The sequence below is a fragment of the Streptomyces sp. NBC_01335 genome (genome assembly GCF_035953295.1).
GTDB lineage: Bacteria > Actinomycetota > Actinomycetes > Streptomycetales > Streptomycetaceae > Streptomyces.
This window is the reverse complement of the sequence record NZ_CP108370.1, coordinates 7,634,581-7,657,309: the sequence shown is the minus strand read 5'-3', so window position 1 is coordinate 7,657,309 and position 22,729 is coordinate 7,634,581. Positions and strand designations below refer to the sequence as shown.

The 22,729-nt window shown below is 71.1% G+C and carries 15 protein-coding genes and 1 pseudogene; 12 read left to right on the top strand and 4 right to left on the bottom strand.

Translation table 11 applies throughout. The features are described from left to right. Positions 1-137: 137 nt before the first annotated feature. From OG599_RS32440 to OG599_RS32410, 7 genes and pseudogenes are all read left to right on the top strand, one after another. A complete protein-coding gene (locus tag OG599_RS32440) occupies positions 138-680 on the top strand; it encodes a hypothetical protein (protein WP_327179533.1) in 543 nt (180 codons plus the stop codon). Positions 681-1,763: 1,083 nt separating this feature from the next. Continuing rightward, positions 1,764-6,698, top strand: coding sequence for a polymorphic toxin-type HINT domain-containing protein (locus tag OG599_RS32435; RefSeq protein WP_327179532.1), 4,935 nt, complete (start codon positions 1,764-1,766; stop codon positions 6,696-6,698). A gap of 2 nt (positions 6,699-6,700) precedes the next feature. Then, positions 6,701-7,369, top strand: coding sequence for a hypothetical protein (locus tag OG599_RS32430; protein ID WP_327179531.1), 669 nt, complete (start codon positions 6,701-6,703; stop codon positions 7,367-7,369). 709 nt (positions 7,370-8,078) lie between these two features. After that, the gene (locus OG599_RS32425) at positions 8,079-8,312 is read left to right on the top strand and encodes a DUF2945 domain-containing protein (protein WP_327179530.1); all 234 of its coding nucleotides are present in this window, start codon (positions 8,079-8,081) and stop codon (positions 8,310-8,312) included. Positions 8,313-8,744: 432 nt separating this feature from the next. Beyond that, complete coding sequence (locus tag OG599_RS32420; protein WP_327179529.1) at positions 8,745-11,024, top strand: catalase; 2,280 nt, start codon at positions 8,745-8,747, stop codon at positions 11,022-11,024. A 159-nt stretch (positions 11,025-11,183) separates the two neighbouring features. Next, positions 11,184-11,752 (top strand): annotated as a pseudogene (locus OG599_RS32415) (ornithine decarboxylase); the annotation flags it as partial. A gap of 170 nt (positions 11,753-11,922) precedes the next feature. Beyond that, complete coding sequence (locus tag OG599_RS32410) at positions 11,923-12,996, top strand: FUSC family protein (RefSeq protein WP_327179528.1); 1,074 nt, start codon at positions 11,923-11,925, stop codon at positions 12,994-12,996. A 49-nt stretch (positions 12,997-13,045) separates the two neighbouring features. Here OG599_RS32410 and OG599_RS32405 read toward each other — a convergent pair whose 3' ends face one another. Then, positions 13,046-13,762 (bottom strand): hypothetical protein, encoded by a 717-nt coding sequence (locus OG599_RS32405; RefSeq protein WP_327179527.1) that lies wholly within the window; start codon positions 13,760-13,762, stop codon positions 13,046-13,048. Positions 13,763-14,492: 730 nt separating this feature from the next. Between OG599_RS32405 and OG599_RS32400 the strand changes: the two genes are divergently transcribed. Next, on the top strand, positions 14,493-15,482 hold the full coding sequence (locus tag OG599_RS32400) for an NAD-dependent epimerase/dehydratase family protein (RefSeq protein ID WP_327179526.1): 990 nt from the start codon (positions 14,493-14,495) through the stop codon (positions 15,480-15,482). Positions 15,483-15,576: 94 nt separating this feature from the next. Here OG599_RS32400 and OG599_RS32395 read toward each other — a convergent pair whose 3' ends face one another. Next, positions 15,577-16,683: a sensor histidine kinase gene (locus OG599_RS32395; protein ID WP_327179525.1), complete on the bottom strand. Its 1,107-nt coding sequence runs from the start codon at positions 16,681-16,683 to the stop codon at positions 15,577-15,579. After that, a complete protein-coding gene (locus OG599_RS32390; protein WP_327179524.1) occupies positions 16,676-17,467 on the bottom strand; it encodes a response regulator transcription factor in 792 nt (263 codons plus the stop codon). The genes OG599_RS32395 and OG599_RS32390 overlap by 8 nt, the downstream gene beginning before the upstream one ends. Positions 17,468-17,581: 114 nt before the next feature. On the opposite strand from OG599_RS32390, the gene OG599_RS32385 reads away from it, so the two are divergent. The 3 genes from OG599_RS32385 to OG599_RS32375 are packed head-to-tail and all read left to right on the top strand — an operon-like array spanning position 17,582 to position 19,640. After that, positions 17,582-18,283 (top strand): glycosyltransferase family 2 protein, encoded by a 702-nt coding sequence (locus OG599_RS32385; protein WP_327179523.1) that lies wholly within the window; start codon positions 17,582-17,584, stop codon positions 18,281-18,283. After that, on the top strand, positions 18,280-18,900 hold the full coding sequence (locus tag OG599_RS32380; protein ID WP_327179522.1) for a TIGR04282 family arsenosugar biosynthesis glycosyltransferase: 621 nt from the start codon (positions 18,280-18,282) through the stop codon (positions 18,898-18,900). The genes OG599_RS32385 and OG599_RS32380 overlap by 4 nt, the downstream gene beginning before the upstream one ends. Further along, a complete protein-coding gene (locus OG599_RS32375; RefSeq protein ID WP_327179521.1) occupies positions 18,897-19,640 on the top strand; it encodes a class I SAM-dependent methyltransferase in 744 nt (247 codons plus the stop codon). Before OG599_RS32380 ends, OG599_RS32375 begins: the two co-directional genes overlap by 4 nt. Positions 19,641-19,953: 313 nt before the next feature. Here OG599_RS32375 and OG599_RS32370 read toward each other — a convergent pair whose 3' ends face one another. After that, positions 19,954-21,183 (bottom strand): molybdopterin-dependent oxidoreductase, encoded by a 1,230-nt coding sequence (locus tag OG599_RS32370; RefSeq protein ID WP_327179520.1) that lies wholly within the window; start codon positions 21,181-21,183, stop codon positions 19,954-19,956. A 114-nt stretch (positions 21,184-21,297) separates the two neighbouring features. Between OG599_RS32370 and OG599_RS32365 the strand changes: the two genes are divergently transcribed. Beyond that, positions 21,298-22,716, top strand: coding sequence for a hypothetical protein (locus OG599_RS32365; protein ID WP_442809617.1), 1,419 nt, complete (start codon positions 21,298-21,300; stop codon positions 22,714-22,716). The last annotated feature ends 13 nt before the right edge of the window (positions 22,717-22,729 follow it).

The following is a 22,729-nucleotide window of genomic DNA, read 5'->3' as shown; positions in this document are numbered from 1 at the left end:
AGACCCGGAAGTTCACGCAATGCTGTCACGAGGTCACCAAAAGTGACCGTAGTTCTCGAAGTGTGGATCCCTGGCATCCGTACGAGATGTTCGCGATGCAGGGCCCCCGCTCGAGTCCGCGTCGCGAAAGGGCTCCCATGAACGATCGGCCCCGCCAACCACTCCGCACGGCCGTGAGCACCCTGGCCGCGCTCCTGCTCGCATTCACCTCCGCCCTACTGGCGGCACCCACCGCCCACGCCGACCCCGTGGTCATGGTCTGCACCGGTACCGGACTTCAGACGTACTCCCCCGGCATCACCCTCAGCACCCAGCAGACGGAGGTCACCAACAGCTCCGACCTCACCACCTGCCTCGGTGGCCCCGTGTCTTCCGGCCGGCACAGCTTCGGACCGTTCGACACCACAGCCAGTTGCCTCTACACCCCGCCCATCGGCGACGACGCGTTCGACCTCACCTGGAACGACAACACCACCAGCCACTACGAGGGCACCTACGTGGTGGTCGTCACCGGCGGCCAGCTCATCGTCACCAGCACAGGCACCATCACCTCGGGCCGCTTCGCGGGCAAGGCCCTCCAGGAGATCGTGACCTACCTCGCGCCCAACCTCCTCCAGTGCGCCACCCCCCAAGGCGTCACCAGCATCTCCGGACCGATCAGCATCGTCATCACCGGCTGAGCACACCGGAAGCCGGCGCGGCGGCGGCCTCCGGCCCACCGGGCCCGTCGCCGCCGCTTGCGGTTGACCGGCTCGGCCGCCGCGCGGAACCCCCGGGCCGGAGCGTGCTGGGCCGTGTCTGACCATGTGCGCCGGATCAGCGGGCGGTGTCCGGTGCGGTGCGTCGCAAGGCGGAGGATCACCCGAGTACGGGATGTACCCAGGCGGTCCGACAACGCCGCGAGGCGCCGTGCCGGGCGCTGACCGCCCGGCGGGAATGGTCAGACACGGCCCAGGGGCGGTACCTGCCCATCGCGGATCGGCTCTGCCTCCAGAGCATCCTGTTCGTTCTCCACAACGACATGGCCTGGCAACTCCTGTGCCTGGAGCTCGTGTTCGGCTCGGGACAACCCTGCTGGCGCCGCTGGACCGGTGGCAGGAGGCGGAATTCTTCGACCAGTCGCATCGGGTCCCGCTCGCCGAGCTGAACGCGGCTGTCGACGATCTCGTCGTACGACAGCCAGGGGACGTGCTCGACGAGCTCGTGCGGGGCATCGAGCATGGCTCGATACGAACCAACGGGGCCCCTCGGATCGCCGGTGTGATGAGTGAGATCACCACACCGACGACGACGGCGGCGGTCACAAGCGTCGGAGGAGCCGTCTACCGACGGGCGAAATCCGGCCAGCTTCTGCCGAACCGTCCACCCCACGCGCAACTTGAATGCACAGGCAACGCACAGGTAACCACGGGTGCCAACACTTCAGTCGGTCGGACGGAGCCGCGGCAGCCCGCATTCCGCATCACGCCAATCTCCTTCCTGCCACCGTCAACCCCTTCCGGAAAGTGTCGACTTCTGCCTAAAGTGACGCCGCGCTGGGCCCGGTCCAGACCAGACCGGGACCGCGCACGTCATTCGAGCGACCGGGGGAACCACGTCGCCGGGGGATCCATCGTCGTACCGCCATGCCCGCACTCCGTGCGTCCCATGCCGTCCGCCGTGCCCCGACGCCCCTGCCCCCGCGTCGGATCGCGCGCCGTCACGGCGTCGCGGCACCGGTCACCGACCGGTCGGTCCACCCTCCACGTAATGAGGATGCACACGTGCGTTCACGATCATCCGGGTCGCGCAGACCTGCTCTCCGGCGAGCCGGGCTCTCCGCCCGGCTCGTACCGCCCCTGCTGGCCGCCGCACTGCTGGTGGGCGTGGCCGTCACCCCCGAACTCCTGGCCCGGCCCACCGCCCCGAACACCGAGGCGGCCTCCAGCGACTACGACTGGTACGAGGACACGCCCGCCGAGCTGTTGCGGCAGGACCAGTGTCTGATGAGCGACGTCCTGCGGCTCGGCGGGCCGGCCATGGCCACCAGCGCCAAGGACGCCCTGAACCAGAGCCCGGAGCGGTTGCGGGAACTGGCGGACCGGGACTACTGGGAGGACACGCCGCTCGCCACCGCGTACGAATCGGACCGGACCGCCGCACTGGCCGAACTGGACCGCCTCGACGCGCTTCACAACACCTGGAAGATCACCGGGCTGGAGACGCCGGGCGGCTTCAAATCCGTGGTCGACTTCGAGTGGCCACCGGGGACGAGCGGCGACGACGGCGAGGACTTCCACTCCCAGACCGGCCTCACCGAGTGGATCGCCGACCGGTTCTGGAAGGACGAGAGCGACTTCTACGAGGACGCCACCCCGGCCGCCGACGCGCAGACCGTCGCCGCGGTCAAGGCCCTGGGGCAGCCGCTGTACGGGAGCGACCCCGACCCGTCCCTGCCGGACTGGGACCGGCAGCTCGCTCTGCGGGCCGCCTACGAGCACCTGACGGACTGGAGCCTGGAGCCGACCGGCGCCGACAACGCCCGCCTCTTCCTGAGTTCGGGTGGCTTCCCGGACAAGGCGCCGGTGCCGGGCACCGCCGAACACCGGATCGCGGTCGAGGACCTCAAGTCCCGCTTCGCCGCGTGCGCGTGGCGTGATCCGATGGACCCGGAGAAGGCCCTCGGCGAGGTCTCCACGACCGCCGCGGCGGAGTGGCAGCAGGAGATCGGCTCGCAGGCGGCCAAGCGCAACGACATCCTGACCGCGAACAAGAACGCCGTCCAGGCGCTGACCGTGGCCTCCGAGTCGATGGGCAAGATGCTCGGCCACTCGTGGGTCGCCGACCACATCACCCGCTGGCAGGACTACTGGTCCTCGGGCGGCATCGGCTGGATCGGCGACTCACCGATGGCCGTGCAGATCCCGGGCGCGACAGGCAAGTGCCTGGGCGTCCAAGGCTCGGGAACCGCGAACGCCACGGCCGTCGAGGTCGTCACCTGCTCCACGGCGGCCGCCCAGCAGTGGCGGATCAACGGCGGCTACGGCCAGGGCTACAGCCTTCAGAACGTGAACGCGCAGAAGTGCCTCGACCTCGCCACCAACCAGACGAAGATCCAGATCTACACCTGCAACGGCACGCCCACGCAGGTGTGGAAGTTCAGCGTCCGGGCGAGCGCCACCCTGCAGAACGTGGGGGCGAGCAAATGCCTCAACTTCCCGGCGTACACCGCGGGACAGGACGCGCTCGCGGCGGCCTGCAGCACCGCCGCCACGCAGAAGGTGCTGTTCAAGGTCTCCGCGCACAACGGCACCGTGCCTCCCGCGGCGGAGTTCACCAAGGCCTCGGCGAGGCTGAGTTCCGCACGCACGGGAGCGCAGGCGGAACTGGCGGAACTGAAGCGTCAGGCGACGGCCGCGACGACCGCCCAGAGCGCCAGCGTCACCGCCGAGCAGGCGGCGTACGCCATCGCGGACGCCAATGGGGCGCCGCGGGGTCGCGGTCTGCTGGTGGGACAACAGAAGGCGCAGGTCACGCAGGGCGCGGCGGCGGCGGTGACTGCTCTGGTGAAGGCCGGCGAGACGGCCGAGGCGGCCACCCGGGCGGCTGCCGCGGACAGTGACACGATCGCCCAGCGCGCGCTGGCGCAGGCCGCGCAGTCCAAGACGGAGTTCCGCAGCCAGGCGGCCTACCGGGCCGAACTGCAGGCCAAGGCCGCCTCGGAGGCGGCCAAGACGCACCGCGACAACGCGAAGAAGGACAAGGAGACCGCCGAGGCAAAGCTCGCCGAGACCCTGGCGGCGGAGTCCGACGCCAAGGTGGCGGCGGCCGACGCGCACGCCGAGCGGCTCGCGGCCGAGGCCGAGGAGGCCACGGCGAAGAAGGAGAAGGAGACCGCCGAGGCCAAGCAGGCCGAGGCGGCCCAGCACCGCCAGAACGCCGAGGCGGAGGCGGTCAACGCCAACGAGGCCAAGGACAGGGCCGAGGCGTCGGAGTCCACCGCGGTGGCCCGCAGGAACGACGCGGAGGCTGCCCGGGACCGGGCACGCGACCTGCGCGACGACGCCTGGGACGCCGAGCAGAAGGCCGACGCCGCCCGTGCCAAGGCTGACGCCAAGGAGGCGTTCGCCGAGGCCCACGAGGCCGACGACCAAGCCACCGCGTCCAGGGCGGCCGCCGACGCGGCCGCCGGACATGCCGACGACGCCGAGGCGGCGGCGGGCCGGGCCCGCACCGAGGCCGACGCGGCCTCGCAGGCGGCCGCCGACGCGGACGCCGCGGCCACCCGCGCCGAGGCAGCGGCCAAGCGGTCGCGCGCGGCGGCGGACGGGGCGCAGGCGGCGAAGCTGAAGGCCGACGCAGCCGTCCGCACCGCGACGAGCGCGGCGGCCGAGGCCATCGTCGCGTCGGAGCACGCGGCGGCCGAGGCGAACCTCGCCGTCGAGATGGCCGACGAGGCCGAGCTCCGCGCGAAGGAGGCCAAGTCCCACGCGGACGTGGCCAGGGTGGAGGCGGACAAGGCCACGGTCGCCTCGGCGAAGGCGGCGGGCTTCGCCCATGTCACCGCCCAGGCGGCGGTGGACGCCGGGAACGCGGCCGCACAGGTCGCGGCGCCGGCCAACGACGCGATCCAGCTCGGCTCGCCCTACGTCACCAAGGACTCCGCCGCCGGCCTCGTGGTGCTGAGCGGACAGGCGTCCAAGACGATCGCGGAACAGCAGAAGGCGGTCGCCGACGCGCACGCCCAGAACGCCGCGGAGGAGGCGGCGGCCGCCAAGGTCATCGCCGACCAGGCACAGGGCGACGCCAAGGCCGCCTACCAGCACGCGGCCAACGCCGCGAACTACGCCGCGGTCGCCCGCGGCTACGCGAAGGAGGCCCTCGGCTACGCGGCCGACGCCGCCACCGCCGCGGCGAAGGCGCAGGCGTCGCTGGCGCGCACCATCGAGTGGGACCGCCAGGCCACAGTGGACGCGGAGGCCGCCGACAAGGCGGCGGGACGCGCCGAGGGATACGCCACCCAGGCGCGCGACTCCGCCGACCAGGCGGCTCTCGACGCGAGTGCGGCACGCGCCGCGGCCGCGGAGGCGACCGAGGCCGCCGAGGCCGCACGGGCCGCGGCGAGCCGGGCCGACGAAGCCGCCACGGCGGCCGAGGAGGCCGCGAAGGACGCGCAGCTGTACGCGGAGTCGGCCCAGGAAGCGGCGGAGGCCGCCGAGCGCAAGGAAGCCAACCAGCAGGTCAGCACGGGCGCGGGCACCGGGATCGGCGGCACCTTCTTCGTCGTCGACGAGGACAGTGTCAAGGTCACCGACACCAAGCAGGACAAGCCCTGCGAGATTCCGCCTGGCTTCGGCACGAGTTGCACGGTCACCTTCACCTACACGTTCGACGTGATGGTCGACTTCTATCTGTGCGTCAACGACGCCGTCCCCGCGACGGCTTCGGGATGCCCGGCTTCCGACACCCAGCACCTGGGAACGGAACCCTTCACGGGCCTGAAGAAGGACGTCACCAAGACCTTCACCCAGATGGACATCCTCAAGGGCCTGCTCCAGACCTACCTGGCGGTGGGCAAGGCGATCCTCGTCCAGGACTTCGTCGACTGCTGGCACGGCAGCGTCAGCGGCTGCGCCTGGGCGGCGTCCAACTTCATCCCCGGCAAGGCGCTGGGGAAGGTCGTCGAGGGCATCCGGGCCCTCGACGCGGCCATGAAGACCGGCGTCGGCGTCCGGGAGGCGTTCGTCGCTCTGAAGGCGCTGGACGACATCAACCCGGCGACGGTCGCCCGTCTCGAAAACACGGTCAACGGCTACGAGGACGTTGTTTCGCTCTGCCGGCGGAACAGCTTCCCGGGAGACACCCGGGTCCTCATGGCGGACGGCTCGCTCAAGGCGATCCGCGACGTGCGCCGGGGCGAAAGGGTTCTGGCGACCGACCCGTCGACCGGGCTCTCCACCTCCGAGCCGGTGACCGACACCTTCCGCCACGGCACCACGCGCCTGGTCGACATCACGGTCGACGGCGCGGTACTGACCAGCACGGCCGGCCACCGGTTCCACGTGGAGGGGCGCGGCTGGACGTTCGTGTCGGACCTGCGCACCGGCGACCGTCTGCGCACCCCGGACGGCGCCCTGCACCGGGTGAGCCGGCTTCGCGACCGGGACGGACTGACGCCGACCGAGGTCTACGACCTCACGGTCGACGAGGTGCACACGTTCTACGTCGGAACGCGCGGCACCCGGCCGCAGAACGTCCTGGTCCACAACTGCACCGACATCGTCTCGGACGAGGGTTATGAGGGGGCCCACACCCTCGGCGACCACGTCAACAAGTCCGACACCGAGATGGCCGCCAAGGCCGACGCGGCAAAGGGCGGCGTCGCGACCCGGTGGACCGATGAGGCGACCGCGACCGAGGCGGTGGACAAGGCCATGAGGGAGTGGATGCAGCAGCCCGGCAAGGCCGCGGAGCTGGAGGCGTGGAAGACGAAACAGGCACAGCGCATCGGGAAGAAGCTGCCCTTCGTCTCGACCCGTGACCTCAAGACCATCCAGTGGGACATCCGCGGCATGGGCAGCTCGCTCGGGAAGAAGTGGGTCAGGAACGGCGTTCAGGGCGGACCGGCCGGCACTACGGTGGTCATCCAGCTCAAATACGTCGGCAAGGCGCACAAGCCCAGCAAGTACGTCGTCTACACCTCCTATCTGAAGGACTGAGCATGACCGAGGAGATCGGGCTGACCTGGCTGGCGGAACAGTGCGACGACATGGAGGACCTGCCGCCGCACGAACTGGACTGCCTGATCGAGCGAGGCCCGGTCTCCGCCATGGTCCTGGTCGCCGGACGGTCGGTCACGGAACTCCGGGGGGCGTCGTCCCTGCAACTGGGTCGGGATGTCCGACGCCTGCGCGAGTCGGACATCCCGGAGGAGGCGATCCGTACCGCCTGGATCGCGTCCACGGACCATGCCTTCGATCCGTTCAAGGAAGGTGTGGGCGTCCGTACCTGGCTCGACATGGTCGAGGCCGCCTGGCTGGCCGAGGAACGCCGGAACTCCCCCGGCTTCGTCGGGCCGTCGGCGGACCCGGTGACGGACGACGCGTCCCGCGCCGCCGTACTCCACGCCGTCGGCACCGTCGGCGTGGACCTGGCCCTGGCCGACATGGCGGGACGGATGTACGACGTGCTGCCGGTGGGAGACGTCGTCCCGGCGCTGGAGCGGGTGGTGACCGAGGTCTGCGCCGACCTCGGCTACCGCTTGTTCCTGCGGGCTCTCAAGGCCTACGCCGTGCCGGTCGCCCCCGGAGCCCGCCCCGCTCTCGTCGCTCTGGGCGAGCGGTTCGGGTATCCGCAGGGCCTGGTCGTCCAGGACCTCGTCCAGGGATGAACCGGGGCCGGCACCGGGGCTGAAGGGCCGACACCGCGATTCCCGCAGCGCAGGTGGTCGCAGCCTGCGCTGCGGCTCGCGGCCCGGGGCGACCCGGCTGCCGCGGCTCTCCGGCTCACACGACCTGCTTCCCTCCCCGAACGCTCCGCGCCGCCGACGGCCAGAGCCCTGGAACGGCTCCCGGGCGCCCCGGACCTCCCTGCCAAGGAGCAGCGCCCGGCGGCAACCGTCCTATGACGGCGGCCGCTGTCCGCGAACCGTCTCCAGCAGCCGCCGTCAAAGCCAGACCTTACGAGGCCCCGCCCAGGGAGTCGCCGATTCGTCGGCGTCGGCAGCTGCTTGACCAGCCACACCCCAGAAGCGCCGGTTCCTGCGTCACTGCTCCGACCCGGTGGTGCGGCCCCTGGCCCGTGACGCGGGGAACCGGCATGGCCAAGGGCCCGTGGAGCGAGCAGGATCTCGAGGCGCACGAACGGGACGACTTCCGCTGCGTCGAGGATGATGCCTGTGCGCCCCCTTACTCCGAAGCCGGTCCTCCATGTTCGGTCCGGCCCGGCCGCCCCCGGCGGTACGCCCGAGAGACCGGACCCATTGCCTCGACGGCCACCGAGACGGGGTACCACGTGTCCGGCATGCGGGCCCAGTCGGCAGAAGGCAGCGATTCGTACGGACACGACTCGACGACCCTCCGAGAGAAGGGAACGCTCGCATGCCCGGGAAGAAGGACAAGAAGCTGTCCAAGGGCGACGACGTCAGCTGGAAGAGCCACGAACAGAACGTGGAGGGCTCGGTGCAGCGCAGAATCGACAGGCGCGCCGAAGCGGCCGGCCGGACCGTGGACGCCTCCGAGGAACAGCCTCAGTACGAGGTACGGAGCGACAGGACGGGCAAGCCGGCCGTGCACAAGCCCGAGTCGCTGCGCAAGAGGGACTGCGGCTCGTGAGCGCCACCGGCGACGAGGACCGGCAGAGCGTGCTCGACAGCTTCGGCGAGGCCGTCAACATGTCCGCAGGCGAGCTGGAGAAGTGACTCGGGGCGGATGCCGCCCGCCAGGTGGGCCAGCAGGACCCGACGGGCGGACTCTTCACCCTCACGCACCGTCGCCCCTGAGCGAGGGCCACCGGGCGGGGACCACGCGCTGCCGCTGCTCGTGGAACCGGTGAGTGGCGACGGAGCTCGTGGAACCGGTGAGTGGCGACGGACGCGCGGACCCCTGAAACCGAAAGCTTCTGCCGCGCCCGCCGCAGGCGGCTGAGGGTGACGGTGCACCGCACTGCGACCCCTCTGAGTCCGAACAGGTGGCACAGTCAGCACATTCTCCTCAAATATGAAGTTATGGGCTTTTTTCTCGGCTTTTTCGGCTAAAGGAGATGGCGTGACCGAGAAGAAGAATCCCTTGAAAGCAGCGGCGGAGAAGGCGGCGGACGCCCTGTTGGGCACCGAAGGCCCGCCCGGCGGAGTGCCCGGAGTGCCGGGCTCGCTTCCGCCGTCGGCGCAGGAGCCGACCACACCACGCGAACCGCTGCCTCCGAAATCCGACCAGACGGGGCCGGAGACGGTGAGCCCCACCGGCCAGCCCACCGGTGCCGACCCGGCACGGAACGCGCAAAGCGGCTCCTACCTCACGACGGCCCAGGGCGCGCGGCTGTACGACACCGACCATTCACTCAAGGCCGGCCCACGCGGGCCCGTACTCCTGCAGGATCACCACCTGCGGGAGAAGATCACCCATTTCGACCACGAGCGCATCCCCGAGCGCGTGGTGCACGCTCGCGGCGCGGCCGCGCACGGTGTGTTCCGCGGCTACGGGACGGCCGCCCGGCTGTCGAAGGCGGCGTTCCTGGCCAAGGATGTGGAGACGCCGGTCTTCGTCCGGTTCTCCACCGTCCTCGGCTCCCGCGGCTCCGCAGACACGGTGCGTGATACCCGGGGGTTCGCCACGAAGTTCTACACCGAGGAGGGAGTCTTCGACCTCGTCGGCAACAACATCCCGGTGTTCTTCATCCAGGACGCGATCAAGTTCCCCGACGTCATCCACGCAGGAAAACCGCACCCGGACCGGGAGATCCCGCAGGCGCAGAGCGCGCACGACACCTTCTGGGACTTCGTCACCCTGCACACCGAGGCGACCCACCACACCCTGTGGAACATGTCCGACCGGGGCATCCCGCGTTCCTACCGGATGATGGAAGGTTTCGGCGTCCACACCTTCCGCCTGGTCGACGCGGACGGCGCCTCGACCCTGGTGAAGTTCCACTGGAAGCCCAAGCTCGGGGTGCACTCACTGGTCTGGGAGGAAGCGCAGATCGCGGCCGGCGTCGACCCCGACTTCCACCGCCGCGACCTCGCCGACGCCATCGAGGCCGGCGCGTTCCCGCAGTGGGAGCTCGGCGTGCAGACCTTCCCGGACAACGAGGAGCAGATGTTCGAGGGCATCGATCTGCTCGACCCGACGAAGATCGTGCCCGAGGAACTCGCCCCCGTACAGCCCGTCGGTCTGATGACGCTCAACGCGAACCCGTCGAACTACTTCGCCGAGACCGAGCAGGTCGCCTTCCATCTGGGCAATCTGGTCCCGGGCATCGACGTCACCAACGACCCGCTGCTGCAAGGGCGTCTGTTCTCCTACGTCGACACCCAGATCAGCCGACTGGGCGGCCCGAACTTCCCGCAGCTGCCGATCAACCGCACCCACGCGCCGGTCAACGACATGCTGCGCGACGGGATGCACCAGACGGCGGTCCACCGGGGCGTCGCCCCCTATCGGCCCAACTCGCTGGACGGCGGATGCCCGTTCACGGCAGGCGCGGACACCGGTGCCTTCATCGAGGTACCGGCCCCGGTGGCGGCGAGCACCAAGGTGCGCGAGGCCCCCGCCTCCTTCGACGACCACTTCGGTCAGGCCCGGCTGTTCTGGCTCAGCATGACCCCGACGGAGCGTGAACACATCGTCGCCGCCTACACCTTCGAGCTCGGCAAGTGCTGGGAGGAGGCCATCAAGGCACGAGGCCTGCAGGTCCTCGCCAACATCGACCCCGACCTCTGCGAGCAGGTCGGGGCGGGCCTGGGCCTGCCCGTTCCGGAGGCGAGTGTCCCGCTGGCCGTGGTCGAACCGAGCCTCGCGCTCTCACAGCTCGGCGGGAACTGGCCGCTCGACGGCCGGATCATCGGCATCGTCACGGACGGATCCGACGATCTCGACGGTGTACGCGCCGTACGCCGCGCGGTCCTCGACGCCGGCATGGTCCCGCTGGTCATCGCCCCGCGCGGCGGCGCGCTGGGCCGGGGCGACGAGGCCGTCACCGTGCAGCGCACCTTCGCCACGGCCCGGTCCATCGAGTTCGACGCGATCCTGCTGGCGGGGGCGCCCGGTCCGGCGGCCGACGGCTACGGAGCACGGGACGCCAAGGCGGACGACGCCGCGGCGGCCGTCCTCGCCGTCGATCCACGTCTGCTGTTGATGGTCGGCGAGGCGTTCCGCCATGGCAAGGCCCTCGGCGCCTGGGGCGAAGGAGCCGATGCTCTAGCGGCAGCGGGCGTGCCCGCAGGCTCCGTCGGCGTGGTGGTCGGCGAGGCGGCGCCGGAGGTGCTGGAGAGCATCGCCGGCCTGCTCGGCACGCACCGCGCCTGGGACCGGTTCACGCCCGCTCTCTGACGGTCTGCTTTTCGGACGGCTGCCGCGGACGAGTGGCCGGGGCACGCCAGGAGTGGTGCGGGTGCTTCCGTGGGCGCCCGCACCACTCCCGCACGAAGAGCGGGCTCGCCGAGCCGCACGCCCGTGTTTCCTCCCTCCGACTCCGGAAAGCCGCACCTCATGGACCACTCCGAAGCACCTGTCCTCGATGCTCTGACGGCGTACCAGGACCAGGACCAGTTGCCATTCACACCCCCCGGTCACAAACAGGGCCGGGGAGCCGACCCGAGGGTCCGGGCGGTCCTGGGCGACGCCCTCTTCCGGGCGGACATGCTCGCGGTTTCCGGCCTGGACGACCGGACGATGTCGCACGAAGTCATGGAACGCGCCGAGGAGTTGATGGCGGACGCGATGTCCACAAGTCGGTGATCTCGGGCCTGATCCTCGCGGGCATCCGTCCCGTCTGGGTCGATCCCCAGTGGGACACCGGCCTCCACCTCGCCCACCCGCCGGCCCCCGACGGCTTCCGGGCCGCGTTCGAGGAGCACCCCGACGCGCGCGGCGCCCTGGTCACCAGCCCCACCCCTTACGGCGCCTGCGCGGACATCGGAGCCATCGCCGAAATCTGCCATCAGCGCGGAACGCCGCTGATCGTGGACGAGGCGTGGAGAGCCCATCTGCCCTTCCACCCCGACCTGCCCACCTGGGCGATGGACGCGGGCGCCGAAGTCTGCGTGACCTCGGTCCACAACTCCCCGGAGAGGTGCTCGACCAGCCGGTGGTGGACTATCTCCGCAGCGGGGCGCGCGCCGGGATGCTGATCCCGGACGCGGCGGACGGCACGCTGGACACCATCCGCGTCTCCGTGCAGGACGTGGACGCGGACTGACCACCGCTGGGAAACGGAGGCGGGCACGGTATGGCCGATGACCGGACGACCGCGGGAGCGCGGGGCTGGTCCACCAGGTTGGCCGGCTGGTGGGGAAGGGCTGCGCACGAGGACAGTTCCGAGCGGCACACCCTGCTGCTGATCGGCAAGAGCACCCTCGCCGCCACCCTCTCCTGGCTGGTGTCCTACAACCTCATGGACGCCACGTCACCGGCGTTCGCCCCGTTCTCCGCGGTGACGATCATGTACGTCACCGTCTACCAGTCCGTCGTGCAGTCCCTGCGCTACGTCGCGGCGGTCGCGGTCGGAGTCGCGGTCCAGGCCCTGCTGGGCTTCCTCGCCGGGCCGGATCTGCTGACCTTCGTGCTGGTGGCGGTGATCGCGCTGTCCATCAGCCGCCTGCGCGTCCTCGGGACGCAGGGACCGCAGGTGGCCACCGCCGCCCTCTTCGCGTTCTCCACCTACGTCAGCACCACCGACGACTCCGCCAGAGTCAGCCGACTGGGACAGATCGTGCTCCTGGTCCTCATCGGCTGCGCCATCGGCACCGCCGTCAACGTCGCCATCGCCCCGCCACTGCGCTACCGCAGCGCCGAACACGCCGTCCGCGTCCTGGCCCGTACGCTCCACGACCTCACGTCCGACATGCACCCCGCCCTGCGCGACAGAACCCTCGACGCGGACACCACCAGCCGCTGGCGCGACCGGGCCGCCCGGACCGGCAGCCTCATCGAACAGGCCCGGGCCGGTCTCGACACCGCCGTGGAGAGCGTCCGCTACAACCCGCGCCGACTGCTGCGCCGCCACCGCGGCCACCTCACCTTCCAGGCGTGGACTCCTGGCTCCGGCATGGCTCTGGGCGCCGGCCAGGGGACTGCCTCACGATCAGGTCCTGCTCCGCGGAACGGCGTCGAGCGCCTGTGGACTTTGAAAAGCCGGCTCGACCACGTGCAGCGTTGTGACTCCACTACGGTGTCGGAAACAGTCCGCTGCTGCGAGCTTCAGCAGCCCGGCGCGCTCCGCCTGGACTCCACTCCCTCGTCACTCTCTGTTGGCTCGAAGTGCCGGAGGCCTCCGGTCCCCCGGCCATCGCGGCCGGAGTGAACCTGTCGGACCGACTGACGCAATTCCTGACGCGACGCGGCCCGCGGTGTCAGTGCAGGACGCTGACGGCACGTGCGATGACGAGCAGTGACGTCGTGAGTGCCGCGATGCTCTCGACGCCCATCAGCAGTTTGGCGCGGCTGGAGAGCGGCATGGTGTCGGTGGGGCTGAAGGCGGTGGAGTTCGTCACGGAGATGTACAGGTAGTCCACGAGGGTGGGCACCCAGTCCGAGGAGCCGCTCGCACCGTCGGCGACCTCTTGGACCGCGTCGTCGTTCTCGTCCTGGGAGAACCGGAAGTCCGCCAGGGGCAGTTCGTCCCGGGGTGCCTGTGTCCGCGTGACGGGGCCGCCGCGGTCCAGTTCCCAGAAGGCCAGCCCGAACACGATGATGTTCGTCAGCCACACCTGCAAGGCCGCCGTGAGCAGCGCGGGCCCGTCCTTGACCCCGGCGTGGATCAGTTCGTGGACCAGGATGCCCAGCGCGGTCATGTTGCTCGCCGCGATCACGAGCACGAGAGTCAGGGACAGCACGCGGAACGTCCGGGTCTGGCGGGTGAGGCGTCGGGGGTTGATCGCCACCAGGGGGACGAGGAGAAGCAGTTCCAGGCCGGGCAGCACGAACCGCGGGGCGACCAGCAACTGCTGCGGGAGCGCCAGGTAGAGGACGATCGCCACGAGGGTCGCCACGACGGCGGGCAGTCGCGCCTCACCTCGCCGCTCATGACGCGGATGCCTGAACCTCGTCTCTGCCCGGCTCTTCGCCATGCGCTCCTCCATCCGACAGGGACTGAACCGTGATCAGTTCTCTTCCCCCGATTCGGGCAACCGTTCCCGCCACCGGAGCGCCGACATGCGGGGCAGTGCGCCGCAATGTCGGTCGGGGGAGCTTCGCAAGGTCTGTGCGGTCGCGAGCAGGGCGGCGGGACCGGCCGCCCTGCCCGGGCCGATGCGGTCGATCGCCCGCATCCAGGCCGGCAGCGTGTGCTCCCGTCCCGTCTTGGTCCTTGACCACAGGATGTGGCCCCGCAGGCGCGTCCCGCTCCTCGCTCTCGCAGGCTCGTCCGTCGCCGGCACCGTCACTACGACAATGCCCACCGCGTCCTCAATCACGTGATCTTCTCCGGGGACCAGTGCCTCGGTACCCGGAGGAGAGTCGACGGTCGGCGATGTCCTGACCGCCGCCACCTCTACGCAGCCTCATTGTCCAGCCTTAACGGCGGCTGCTACCCCCCGAACGTCTCCAGCAGCCGCCGTTGAAGCTGGACAAAACGATGTCGGGCGCGCCGTGTATCGACCCCGCCCAAACATCAACCTGGCCTGGACGCGCTGGCCGCCGCGGTGCCGAATGCACGAGACACGTGGGCTACCCTTCGCGGCCCGTCCGACCCGGCCGGGTCTCACTCCCTCCCCCGTCTTGCCCGGCGCCTCCTTACGGAGTGATGACGTACCTGGCCGGCCGCGGAGTCCTCGTGCACGGCGGGCTTAACGTGCCCGTATGCGTGTTCTGGTTACCGGCGGAGCCGGCTTCATCGGGTCCCATGTCGTCGATGCGTTGCGTGCGTACGGCCATGAGGCGGTGGTGTACGACGTGCGAAACGATCCGGGAGCGGACGTGCGCGATGCGGCGGCGGTCACCCGTGCCCTCGACGGGATCGACGCGGTCTGCCACCAGGCTGCCATGGTCGGGCTGGGGAACGGGGTCGCCGACGCGGCGGAGTACGTCTCCCACAACGACCTGGGTACGGCCGTCGTGCTGTCCGCGATGGCGGCGGCCGGCGTGGACCGACTCGTGCTGGCCGGGTCGATGGTGGTGTATGGAGAGGGGCGGTACGACTGCGTCCGGCACGGGGTGGTGCGGCCCGGTCCACGAACCGCCGACGACCTCCGGTCGGGCGTGTACGAGCCGAGGTGCCCATCGTGCGGGAACCAGCTGTCCGCCGGCCTCACCGCTGAGGACTCCCCTCTCGATCCGCGCAACGTGTACGCGACGACCAAGCTCACGCAGGAGAATCTGGCGGCGGCCTGGGCCCGTTCGACGGGCGGCTCGGCGGTGTCGTTGCGTTACCACAACGTGTACGGGCCCCGGATGCCCCGCGACACCCCGTACGCGGGAGTGGCCTCCTTCTTCCGGTCCGCACTGGCCCGGGGCGAAGCGCCACGGGTCTTCGAGGACGGGCGGCAGCGACGGGACTTCGTGCACGTACGGGACGTGGCTGCCGCGAACGTGGCGGCGTTGGAGGCCGCCGCGCGGGACGGAGCGCTGACGGTGTACAACACCGGCAGCGGGGAGCCGCACACCGTCGGCGAGATGGCGCGGGCCCTGGCCGGCGCCTGCGGGGGTCCCGGACCCGTCGTCACGGGCGAGTACCGTCTGGGCGACGTGCGGCACATCACGGCCGACTCCTCGCTCCTGCGGACCGAGTTGGGTTGGAAGCCGGAGATCGGCTTCGACGAGGGGATGCGGGAGTTCACGAAAGCGGGCTGAGGAGCGGATGAGCCGGTCCGGGGAGCGCCGGTGGCATGCGAGAGTTGTCCGGGGCGGCCCCCGGCGCGCTGGGACCGGAGCTCCGGACGGTCGGTCAGGACCGTACGGGCAGGGTGACCTCGAAGCTGCAGCCACCGGGGATGTTGCGCACGGTGGCCCGGCCCTGGTGCGCCTCGACGATCCCTCGGACGATGGCGAGCCCCAGGCCCGCTCCGGCCGGCGGCGTACGGGCGTCGGTGCCTCGCCAGCCGGTGTCGAAGACCCGCGCGAGGTCTTCCTCGGGAATGCCGCCGCAACCGTCCGTCACCGACAACACCACGCCTTCGGGAGCCCGTTCGGCAGCGACGGCGACGGTGCCGTCCGCCGGGGTGCGCCGGATGGCGTTGATCAGGAGATTGCCGAGCACCCGGCTCATCTCCTTGGCGTCCACCTCGACCGGAACGGGTTCGACCCGGTTGCCCACCAGCTTGACGCCGTACTCACAGGCGAGGGGGTCGGCTCCCGCCAGCGCGTCGCCGACGAGGTCGTACAGGGAGATGCGTGAAGGGGCCAGCGCGAGAGTGCCGGCGTGGATGCGGGAGAGTTCGAAGAGGTCTCCGACCATGCCGTTGAGCCGTTCGACCTCGGTGCGGATCTGCGCGAGGTAGCGGGCGGGGTCCGGTGCGACGCCGTCCTCCAGCGCCTCCGACATGGCGCGCAGCCCGGCCAGCGGAGTGCGCAGGTCGTGCGAGATCCAGGCGACGAGTTCCCGCCTGGACGCCTCCAGTGCCCGCTCACGCTCACGGGATTCGGCGAGTCTCGCGCTGGTGGCCGCGAGCTCGCGGCTGACCGCCTCCAGCTCGGCGGTGGCCGGGCCGTCGGGCGCGGCGAACGGGCCGTCGCCGAAGGTGCGGGCGGCATCGGCCAGTTCGTGGCTGCGGGCGACGACCCAGCGTCCCAGCAGCAGGGCGGTGGCCAGGGAGACGACGGCCGCCATGGCGACGACAGTCGTCACGACCGTCAGGTCGTGGGGTGAGAGGAACATCGCCCAGGCCACGGCCAGTGTTCCGGCGAGCATGGCCAGCACCCCCACCGTCGCGGCGACGGCGAGGGAGGCGGTGAGCGACCGGCGGCGGATCATCCGCAGGACGACCGCTCCCGCCGAGCCGGTGACGGCGGCACCCGCGAACGCGTACAGCGCGATGAGGAGGATGTCACCCACGGCTGCCCGCCTCCCGGCGCGCCTGTCCGGCCGACTGCCCGTCCCGCTCCCGCGCCGCGGGGCGCAGCCCCGGTTCGAAGCGATAGCCGACGCCCCACACGGTCTGGATCAGACGGGGTTGAGCCGGGTCTTCCTCGATCTTGGCGCGCAGCCGCCGGACGTGGACGGTGACGGTCGACAGATCCCCGAAGTCCCAGCCCCACACCTCACGCATCAGATCCTCTCGGCTCCAGGCGCGCCCAGGGTTCCTCAGGAAGAAGGCGAGAAGGTCGAATTCCCGCAGTGTGAGGGCGAGTTCGTATCCGTCTTTGGTGGCGCGGCGGGCTGAAGGGTCCACGGTGAGTCCGTCCGCCCCGAAGGGACGTGCCCCCGAGTCGGGCCTTGAGCGGCGCAGTACCGACTCGACCCGCAGAACGAGTTCCCTGGGGCTGAAGGGTTTGGTGACGTAGTCGTCGGCGCCGACCTCCAGGCCGAGGATCCGGTCGCCCTCGTCGCCGCGGGCGGTGAGCATGATGACGGGGACCGGCCCGCGTTCGCGCAGTCGTCGGCAGACTTCCAGACCGTCCATGCCGGGCAGCATCAGGTCCAGTACGACCAGGTCCGGCCGGTGTGCGGCGGCGTGGAGGAGCGCCGTCGGCCCGTCGGGTGCGCGGTCCACGAGGTGACCTGCCCGGCCGAGGTATCCGGCGACGACCTCGGCGACGGTCGGATCGTCGTCGACGACAAGGATCCGGGGGGACGGGCCTGCTGCTGGTGCGCCCGAGGACTCGTACGGCTGTTGCATGTCCCCCACCCTGCACCACCCCGTCGACTTCCTGGCCGCTGGGCCCTCGCGCAGCCCCGACGTCCGCGTTTCGTAAGGACCGCAGGCCCGAACTGTCCGATTCGCGCTCGTAGGGTGAAGGGCGTGACCACACCACCGGACGTCGATGTCGTCCTCCCCTGCCTGAACGAGGCCGAGGCACTGCCCTGGGTGCTCGCGCGGATTCCCGATGGTTGGCGTGCCCTGGTCGTCGACAACGGCTCGGACGACGGTTCGGCGGAGATCGCCCGCGCACTCGGCGCGACCGTCGTGCACGAGACGCGCCGGGGCTTCGGCGCCGCCTGCCACGCGGGACTGACCGCTGCCACGGCCGACATCGTCTGCTTCTGCGACTGCGACGCCTCTCTCGATCCCGCGCGGCTCGTGCCGTTCGTCGAAGAGGTCCGCTCCAAAGGCGCCGACCTGGTCCTCGGAAGGCGTATTCCGCACACCCGGGGCGTCTGGCCCGTACACGCCCGCGTGGGCAACCTCGCTCTCGCGCACATGGTGCGCCGGCGTACCGGCCTTCGCCTGCACGACCTCGGTCCCCTGCGCGCAGCGCGTCGCGATCCGCTGCTCTCCCTCGGCCTCACCGATCGACGCAGCGGCTACCCCCTACAGATGGTGGTACGGGCGGCGGACGCGAACTGGCGTGTCGTGGAGCGCGACGTGCCGTATCTGCCGCGCGCCGGCACGTCGAAGGTGACGGGCACCTGGCGCGGCACCTGGCAGGCGGTACGGGACATGAGCCGGGTCCTGCGGGAGACGGCCGCGCGCACGGAAGGGAGCACGGGGTGACCACACTCCTCGTGATGGCCAAGGAACCACGGCCGGGCCGCGTGAAGACGCGGCTCACGCCGACCTTCACCCCCGAGGAAGCGGCGGGACTCGCGGAGGCAGCGCTCGCCGACACCCTTCTCGCGGTGGCCGCGACGTCCGCGTCTCGGCGGGTACTCGTCCTCGACGGTGCCCCGGGACCCTGGCTGCCTCCCGGGTTCGACGTGGTTCCGCAGTGCGGCGGTGGCCTGGACGAGCGGCTGGCGCGGGCGTTCGCGCACTGCGACGGACCGGCCCTGCTCATCGGCATGGACACCCCTCAAGTGACACCGCACTTGCTCGACGTGGACTTCACCGAGTGCGACGCGTACTTCGGTCCGGCCGAGGACGGCGGATTCTGGGCTCTCGGCCTGTCCCGCCCCGATCCTGATCTGCTGCGGGGCGTGCCCATGTCGACGTCGCGGACAGGCGCCGTGCAGCGGCAACGACTGGTCGCGGCCGGCCTGCGGGTACGCGACCTCCCGGCCCTCCGGGACGTCGACCTCGCGGCCGACGCCCACGCGGTGGCCGCCCTGGCGCCGCACAGCCGTTTCGCGGCGCGGCTTGCCCGCCGCACGACGGGAGAGGACGGCCGATGAGTACCACCACCGCACCCCCGTGGGCGGCCGCCGACTCCTACGCCGCGGCCCTGCGCGCCGGACGGGGACCGTTGTTCCTGCGCCGGGACGACGGCTGGCTGCTGCCGCTGGAAGTGGAACGGTGGTGTTCCAGAGCCGACCCGGTGGATCTCGACGTACTCGACCGGTGCGAGGGCACCGTGCTCGACGTCGGGTGCGGACCCGGCCGTCTGGTGGCGGAACTCGCCGCCCGGGGCAGGACCGCCCTCGGCGTCGATGTCAGCGAGGCCGCGGTCGACCACACGGTGCGGCTCGGCGGGGCGGCGCTGCGGCGCTCCGTGTTCGATCGGCTGCCGGGCGAGGGCCGTTGGGGAACGGTCCTGCTCATGGACGGCAACGTAGGCATCGGCGGGGACCCGCGCGCGCTCGTCGAGCGGGTCGCCGGTCTCCTCGCTCCAGGTGGGCTGATGATCGCCGAGACCGCGCCGGTCGACGTCGACGAGCGCCTGCGCGTCCACATCACGGACGCGCGCACCACCGCGGGCGCCCGCTTTCCCTGGGCACGGGTCGGCACCCCGGCGTTGTACCGGCATGCCCCGGAGTGGGAGCGGACGGCTCAGTGGTCGGCCGGCGGCCGTCGGTTCGCCGCCCTCCGCAGCCGCAGGGCGAGCAGCAGCGCCGAGCCGCCGAAGAGGGCGGCGGTGATCAGCAGCCAGCGGGAGAGGAACCCGTCCGACGGCAGCCCCGTGGCGAGCCGGTAACGCCGGCTCACCATCCCGCTGATCAGCGGGAACCACACGAGGAGCAGCAGGCCGGACAGTGCGGCGGGAGCCCGTAGGTACATCGCCCACTCCCGGCGACCGGCCGCTTCGAGAGCGTGTACCGCGGCCCGGTCCGCCGCCGCGTACAGGGGCAGCAGCACGAGGTCGTGCAGCAGCGCCGCCCCGACGATCCACAGTCCCACGCGGAGCCAGTCGTCCGCGAGGAGGCGAACACCCGCGTACGCGGTGAGAGCGAACGAACAGGCGAACAGCAGCAGTCGCAGCGGGCTGCCGACGGGAAAACGTCGGTGCATCACAGTTCTCCGAACGTCAGGCGGGCCACCCACTTGGTGTTCAGCACTCCGGGCGCGGCGGGCACGATCACCCGGGCGGGAAACCCGTGGTCGGGCGACAGATCCTCACCGTTGACGTACAGGGCCAGCAGGGAGCGCGAATCGGCGACCTGGTTGGCGCGCAGGGCCGACCGGCGGAAGGAACCGTGCCGCTGGAGGGACTCGACGAACACGTCCGGCGGATCGCCGTCGTGGCCCACGAGCGCCGCGAGGTCCCGCAGCCGCACCCCGCGCCACCACTGGTCGGACGTCGACCAGCCCTCGACGCAGGCGATCGGCAACGCCGAGCTGTGCAGCGGGAGCCGGAGAAGGTCCGTCCGGGCGAGGCGGACGGTTCCGGTGCGCCCGGTGACGACGAGCCGCCAGGCGTCCTCGCCCGTCTCCGCCACACCGATCCCGGCGTACGCGGCCGTCTTGTTGATCTGGAATCCGTTCGGACCGCGGCCGGGTTCGGCGCCTCCGTGCGGCGCGAGCAGCGCGGTCCCGCGCAGGACGTCGGAGCTCCGCCCGACCGTCGTACCGAACAGCAGCAGCGAGCCTCCTCCGACGAACCACAGCGCACCACGGCGCGAGACCGTCGGAGGGGCGGGTTCCGGGGCCACGAGGTCGGCCCGTTCCTCCCGCAGGTGTCGCACGTTGCGCAGGGCGGCCGGTGTCTTCAGCAGCGCGTGCGCCAGGAACGCCGCGAAGAAGACCCACGCCCCGTAGAAGTGCAACGGGTAGAAGGAACCCGGGAAGACGTAGTTCAGCTGGACGTTGAAGACCCCGGTCACGAAGACGAACAGCCCGCCCCCGACCAGCAGCAGCAGCGAGATCCGCTCCAGTGCGTGGACGACGGACCGGGCCGGCGGCAGGGCGAACAGCTTCGGTACCACCGACCACAACTTGCCGAGCAGCACCGGGATCAGGGAGATGCCGAGGGTCACGTGGACACCCTGGACGACTCGGTACGACCAGTGGGGGCTCGTGGGCCAGGGAAACAGGTAGAACCCGAGGATCCCCTTGCCGGGGGTCTTGTCGTTCACGGGCGACAGACCGGGGTTGTAGGCGGCGTACGAGAGCAAGCCCGTCACGAACAACACCATGACGCCGCCGAGCAGGACGAGACCGAGCACGGACGTCAGCCGCGGGCCCCGCAGAGGACTGCGCCAGAAGGCGGGGGACGTCGGGAACCGCGGGTCGTCTCTCATGGTCCGACCGTAGGCCGCAGCCCTTCCCTTGCGGTCCGCGCGACTCATGACGAAACTCTGACGTCCCGCCCGGACGGGGGTGGGCGGAGGTCTTGCCGCCCTAGCGTTCGGGACGTGATCCGCACCGTGCCTCGCACCGAACCGCATCCCCCGCGCCCCGCGCCCCGCCCGTCCGACGGCGACCGCTACGACCTGTACGCCGCCGCGGCGGCCGTGCTGCTGGTGACTGCCGCCGTGCTGATCGGACACCACATCCAGGACACCCGTCACACGCTGTCCGTCGGCTGGCCACCGGTGCTCGGCTCCTGGCGGCCCCACGTCGGTCCTGGCACCCCCGCGGCTCTGCTCGTCGCGGTCCTCACGGTCGCCCACGGCCCCGCCCTCTCCGTCCGGATACCGTGGCGGGTCCTGCCCCCGCTGGCGTGGGTCACGTCCATGGCCTGGATCTTCTCCCTCGCCCTGGTCGACGGCCCCCGCCGGGGCATCGCCGTCCGTCTCACGACGCGCAACGAATACCTCCAGGTCATCGACCGCTTCCATGACGTCCCGGCGGCTCTGGGCGGCTTCACGCAGCACATCCTGATCCACTCCCCCGGCAACTGGCCGGCCCACGTGGCCGGGCACCCTCCGGCGGCCACCCTGACGTTCGTCCTGCTCGACCGGCTGGGTCTGCGGGGAGGCGGCTGGGCGGGGGTGTGGTGCATCTCGGTCGGAGCGACCGCCTGCGTGGCCGTGCTGGTCGCGGTGCGTGCCCTGGCCGGCGAGCGCCCGGCGCGGCGGGCAGCTCCCTTCCTGGCCGTCGCGCCGGCCGCGGTGTGGATGGGCACCTCGGCAGACGCCTACTTCGCCGCCGTCGCCGCCTGGGCGGTGGCTCTGCTGGCCGTCGCGCTGACCCGGGGCTCCCTACGGGCCGCCGCCGCGTCCGGTCTGTTGTTCGGTCTGACCTGCTACCTCTCCTACGGCCTCACACTCTTCGCGTTCATCGCCGTCGCGGTTCTGTTCCTCTGTCGGCACGAAGTCCGCGAACGCCCCCTGCTACTTGCCCCCTTGCTCGTCGGCGCGACCGTCGTGCCGATCGCGTTCACGCTCGCCGGATTCGACTGGTGGGAGGGGTACCACCTGCTGGTCGTCCGCTATTACCAGGGCGCGGGCGGCACCCGTCCGTACGGGTACTGGGTGTGGGCCAACCTTGCGTGCACCGTCCTCATCACCGGCCCGGCGACGGCCGCGGGCCTACGGCGGGGCGGCGCGGTACTGGCGAACGGACCGGGTGGCGTCCTCAGCCGCCCGGACGGCTCGGGCGACCGGGCATCGGCCGACTCCCGCCTCGCACTTCTGACGGCAGCCGCCCTACTGGCCTTGCTCGTCGCCGACCTGTCAGGGATGAGCAAGGCGGAGACGGAACGCATCTGGCTTCCCTTCGCCATGTGGCTGCTCCCCGCCTGTGCCCTCCTCACCCGCCACCGCGCTTGGCTCGCCGCACAGGTGGCGCTCCCCCTGCTCCTGAATCATCTGCTGCTGACCGGCTGGTGATTGAGGAGTACCG

Bases quoted from the DNA above. Each gene is read 5' to 3' on its own strand.
- OG599_RS32440 (WP_327179533.1), top strand. From the start codon at position 138: ATGAACGATCGGCCCCGCCAACCACTCCGCACGGCCGTGAGCACCCTG.
- OG599_RS32430 (WP_327179531.1), top strand. From the start codon at position 6,701: ATGACCGAGGAGATCGGGCTGACCTGGCTGGCGGAACAGTGCGACGAC.
- OG599_RS32425 (WP_327179530.1), top strand. From the start codon at position 8,079: ATGCCCGGGAAGAAGGACAAGAAGCTGTCCAAGGGCGACGACGTCAGC.
- OG599_RS32410 (WP_327179528.1), top strand. From the start codon at position 11,923: ATGGCCGATGACCGGACGACCGCGGGAGCGCGGGGCTGGTCCACCAGG.
- OG599_RS32405 (WP_327179527.1), bottom strand. From the start codon at position 13,762: ATGGCGAAGAGCCGGGCAGAGACGAGGTTCAGGCATCCGCGTCATGAG.
- OG599_RS32400 (WP_327179526.1), top strand. From the start codon at position 14,493: ATGCGTGTTCTGGTTACCGGCGGAGCCGGCTTCATCGGGTCCCATGTC.
- OG599_RS32390 (WP_327179524.1), bottom strand. From the start codon at position 17,467: ATGCAACAGCCGTACGAGTCCTCGGGCGCACCAGCAGCAGGCCCGTCC.
- OG599_RS32375 (WP_327179521.1), top strand. From the start codon at position 18,897: ATGAGTACCACCACCGCACCCCCGTGGGCGGCCGCCGACTCCTACGCC.
- OG599_RS32370 (WP_327179520.1), bottom strand. From the start codon at position 21,183: ATGAGAGACGACCCGCGGTTCCCGACGTCCCCCGCCTTCTGGCGCAGT.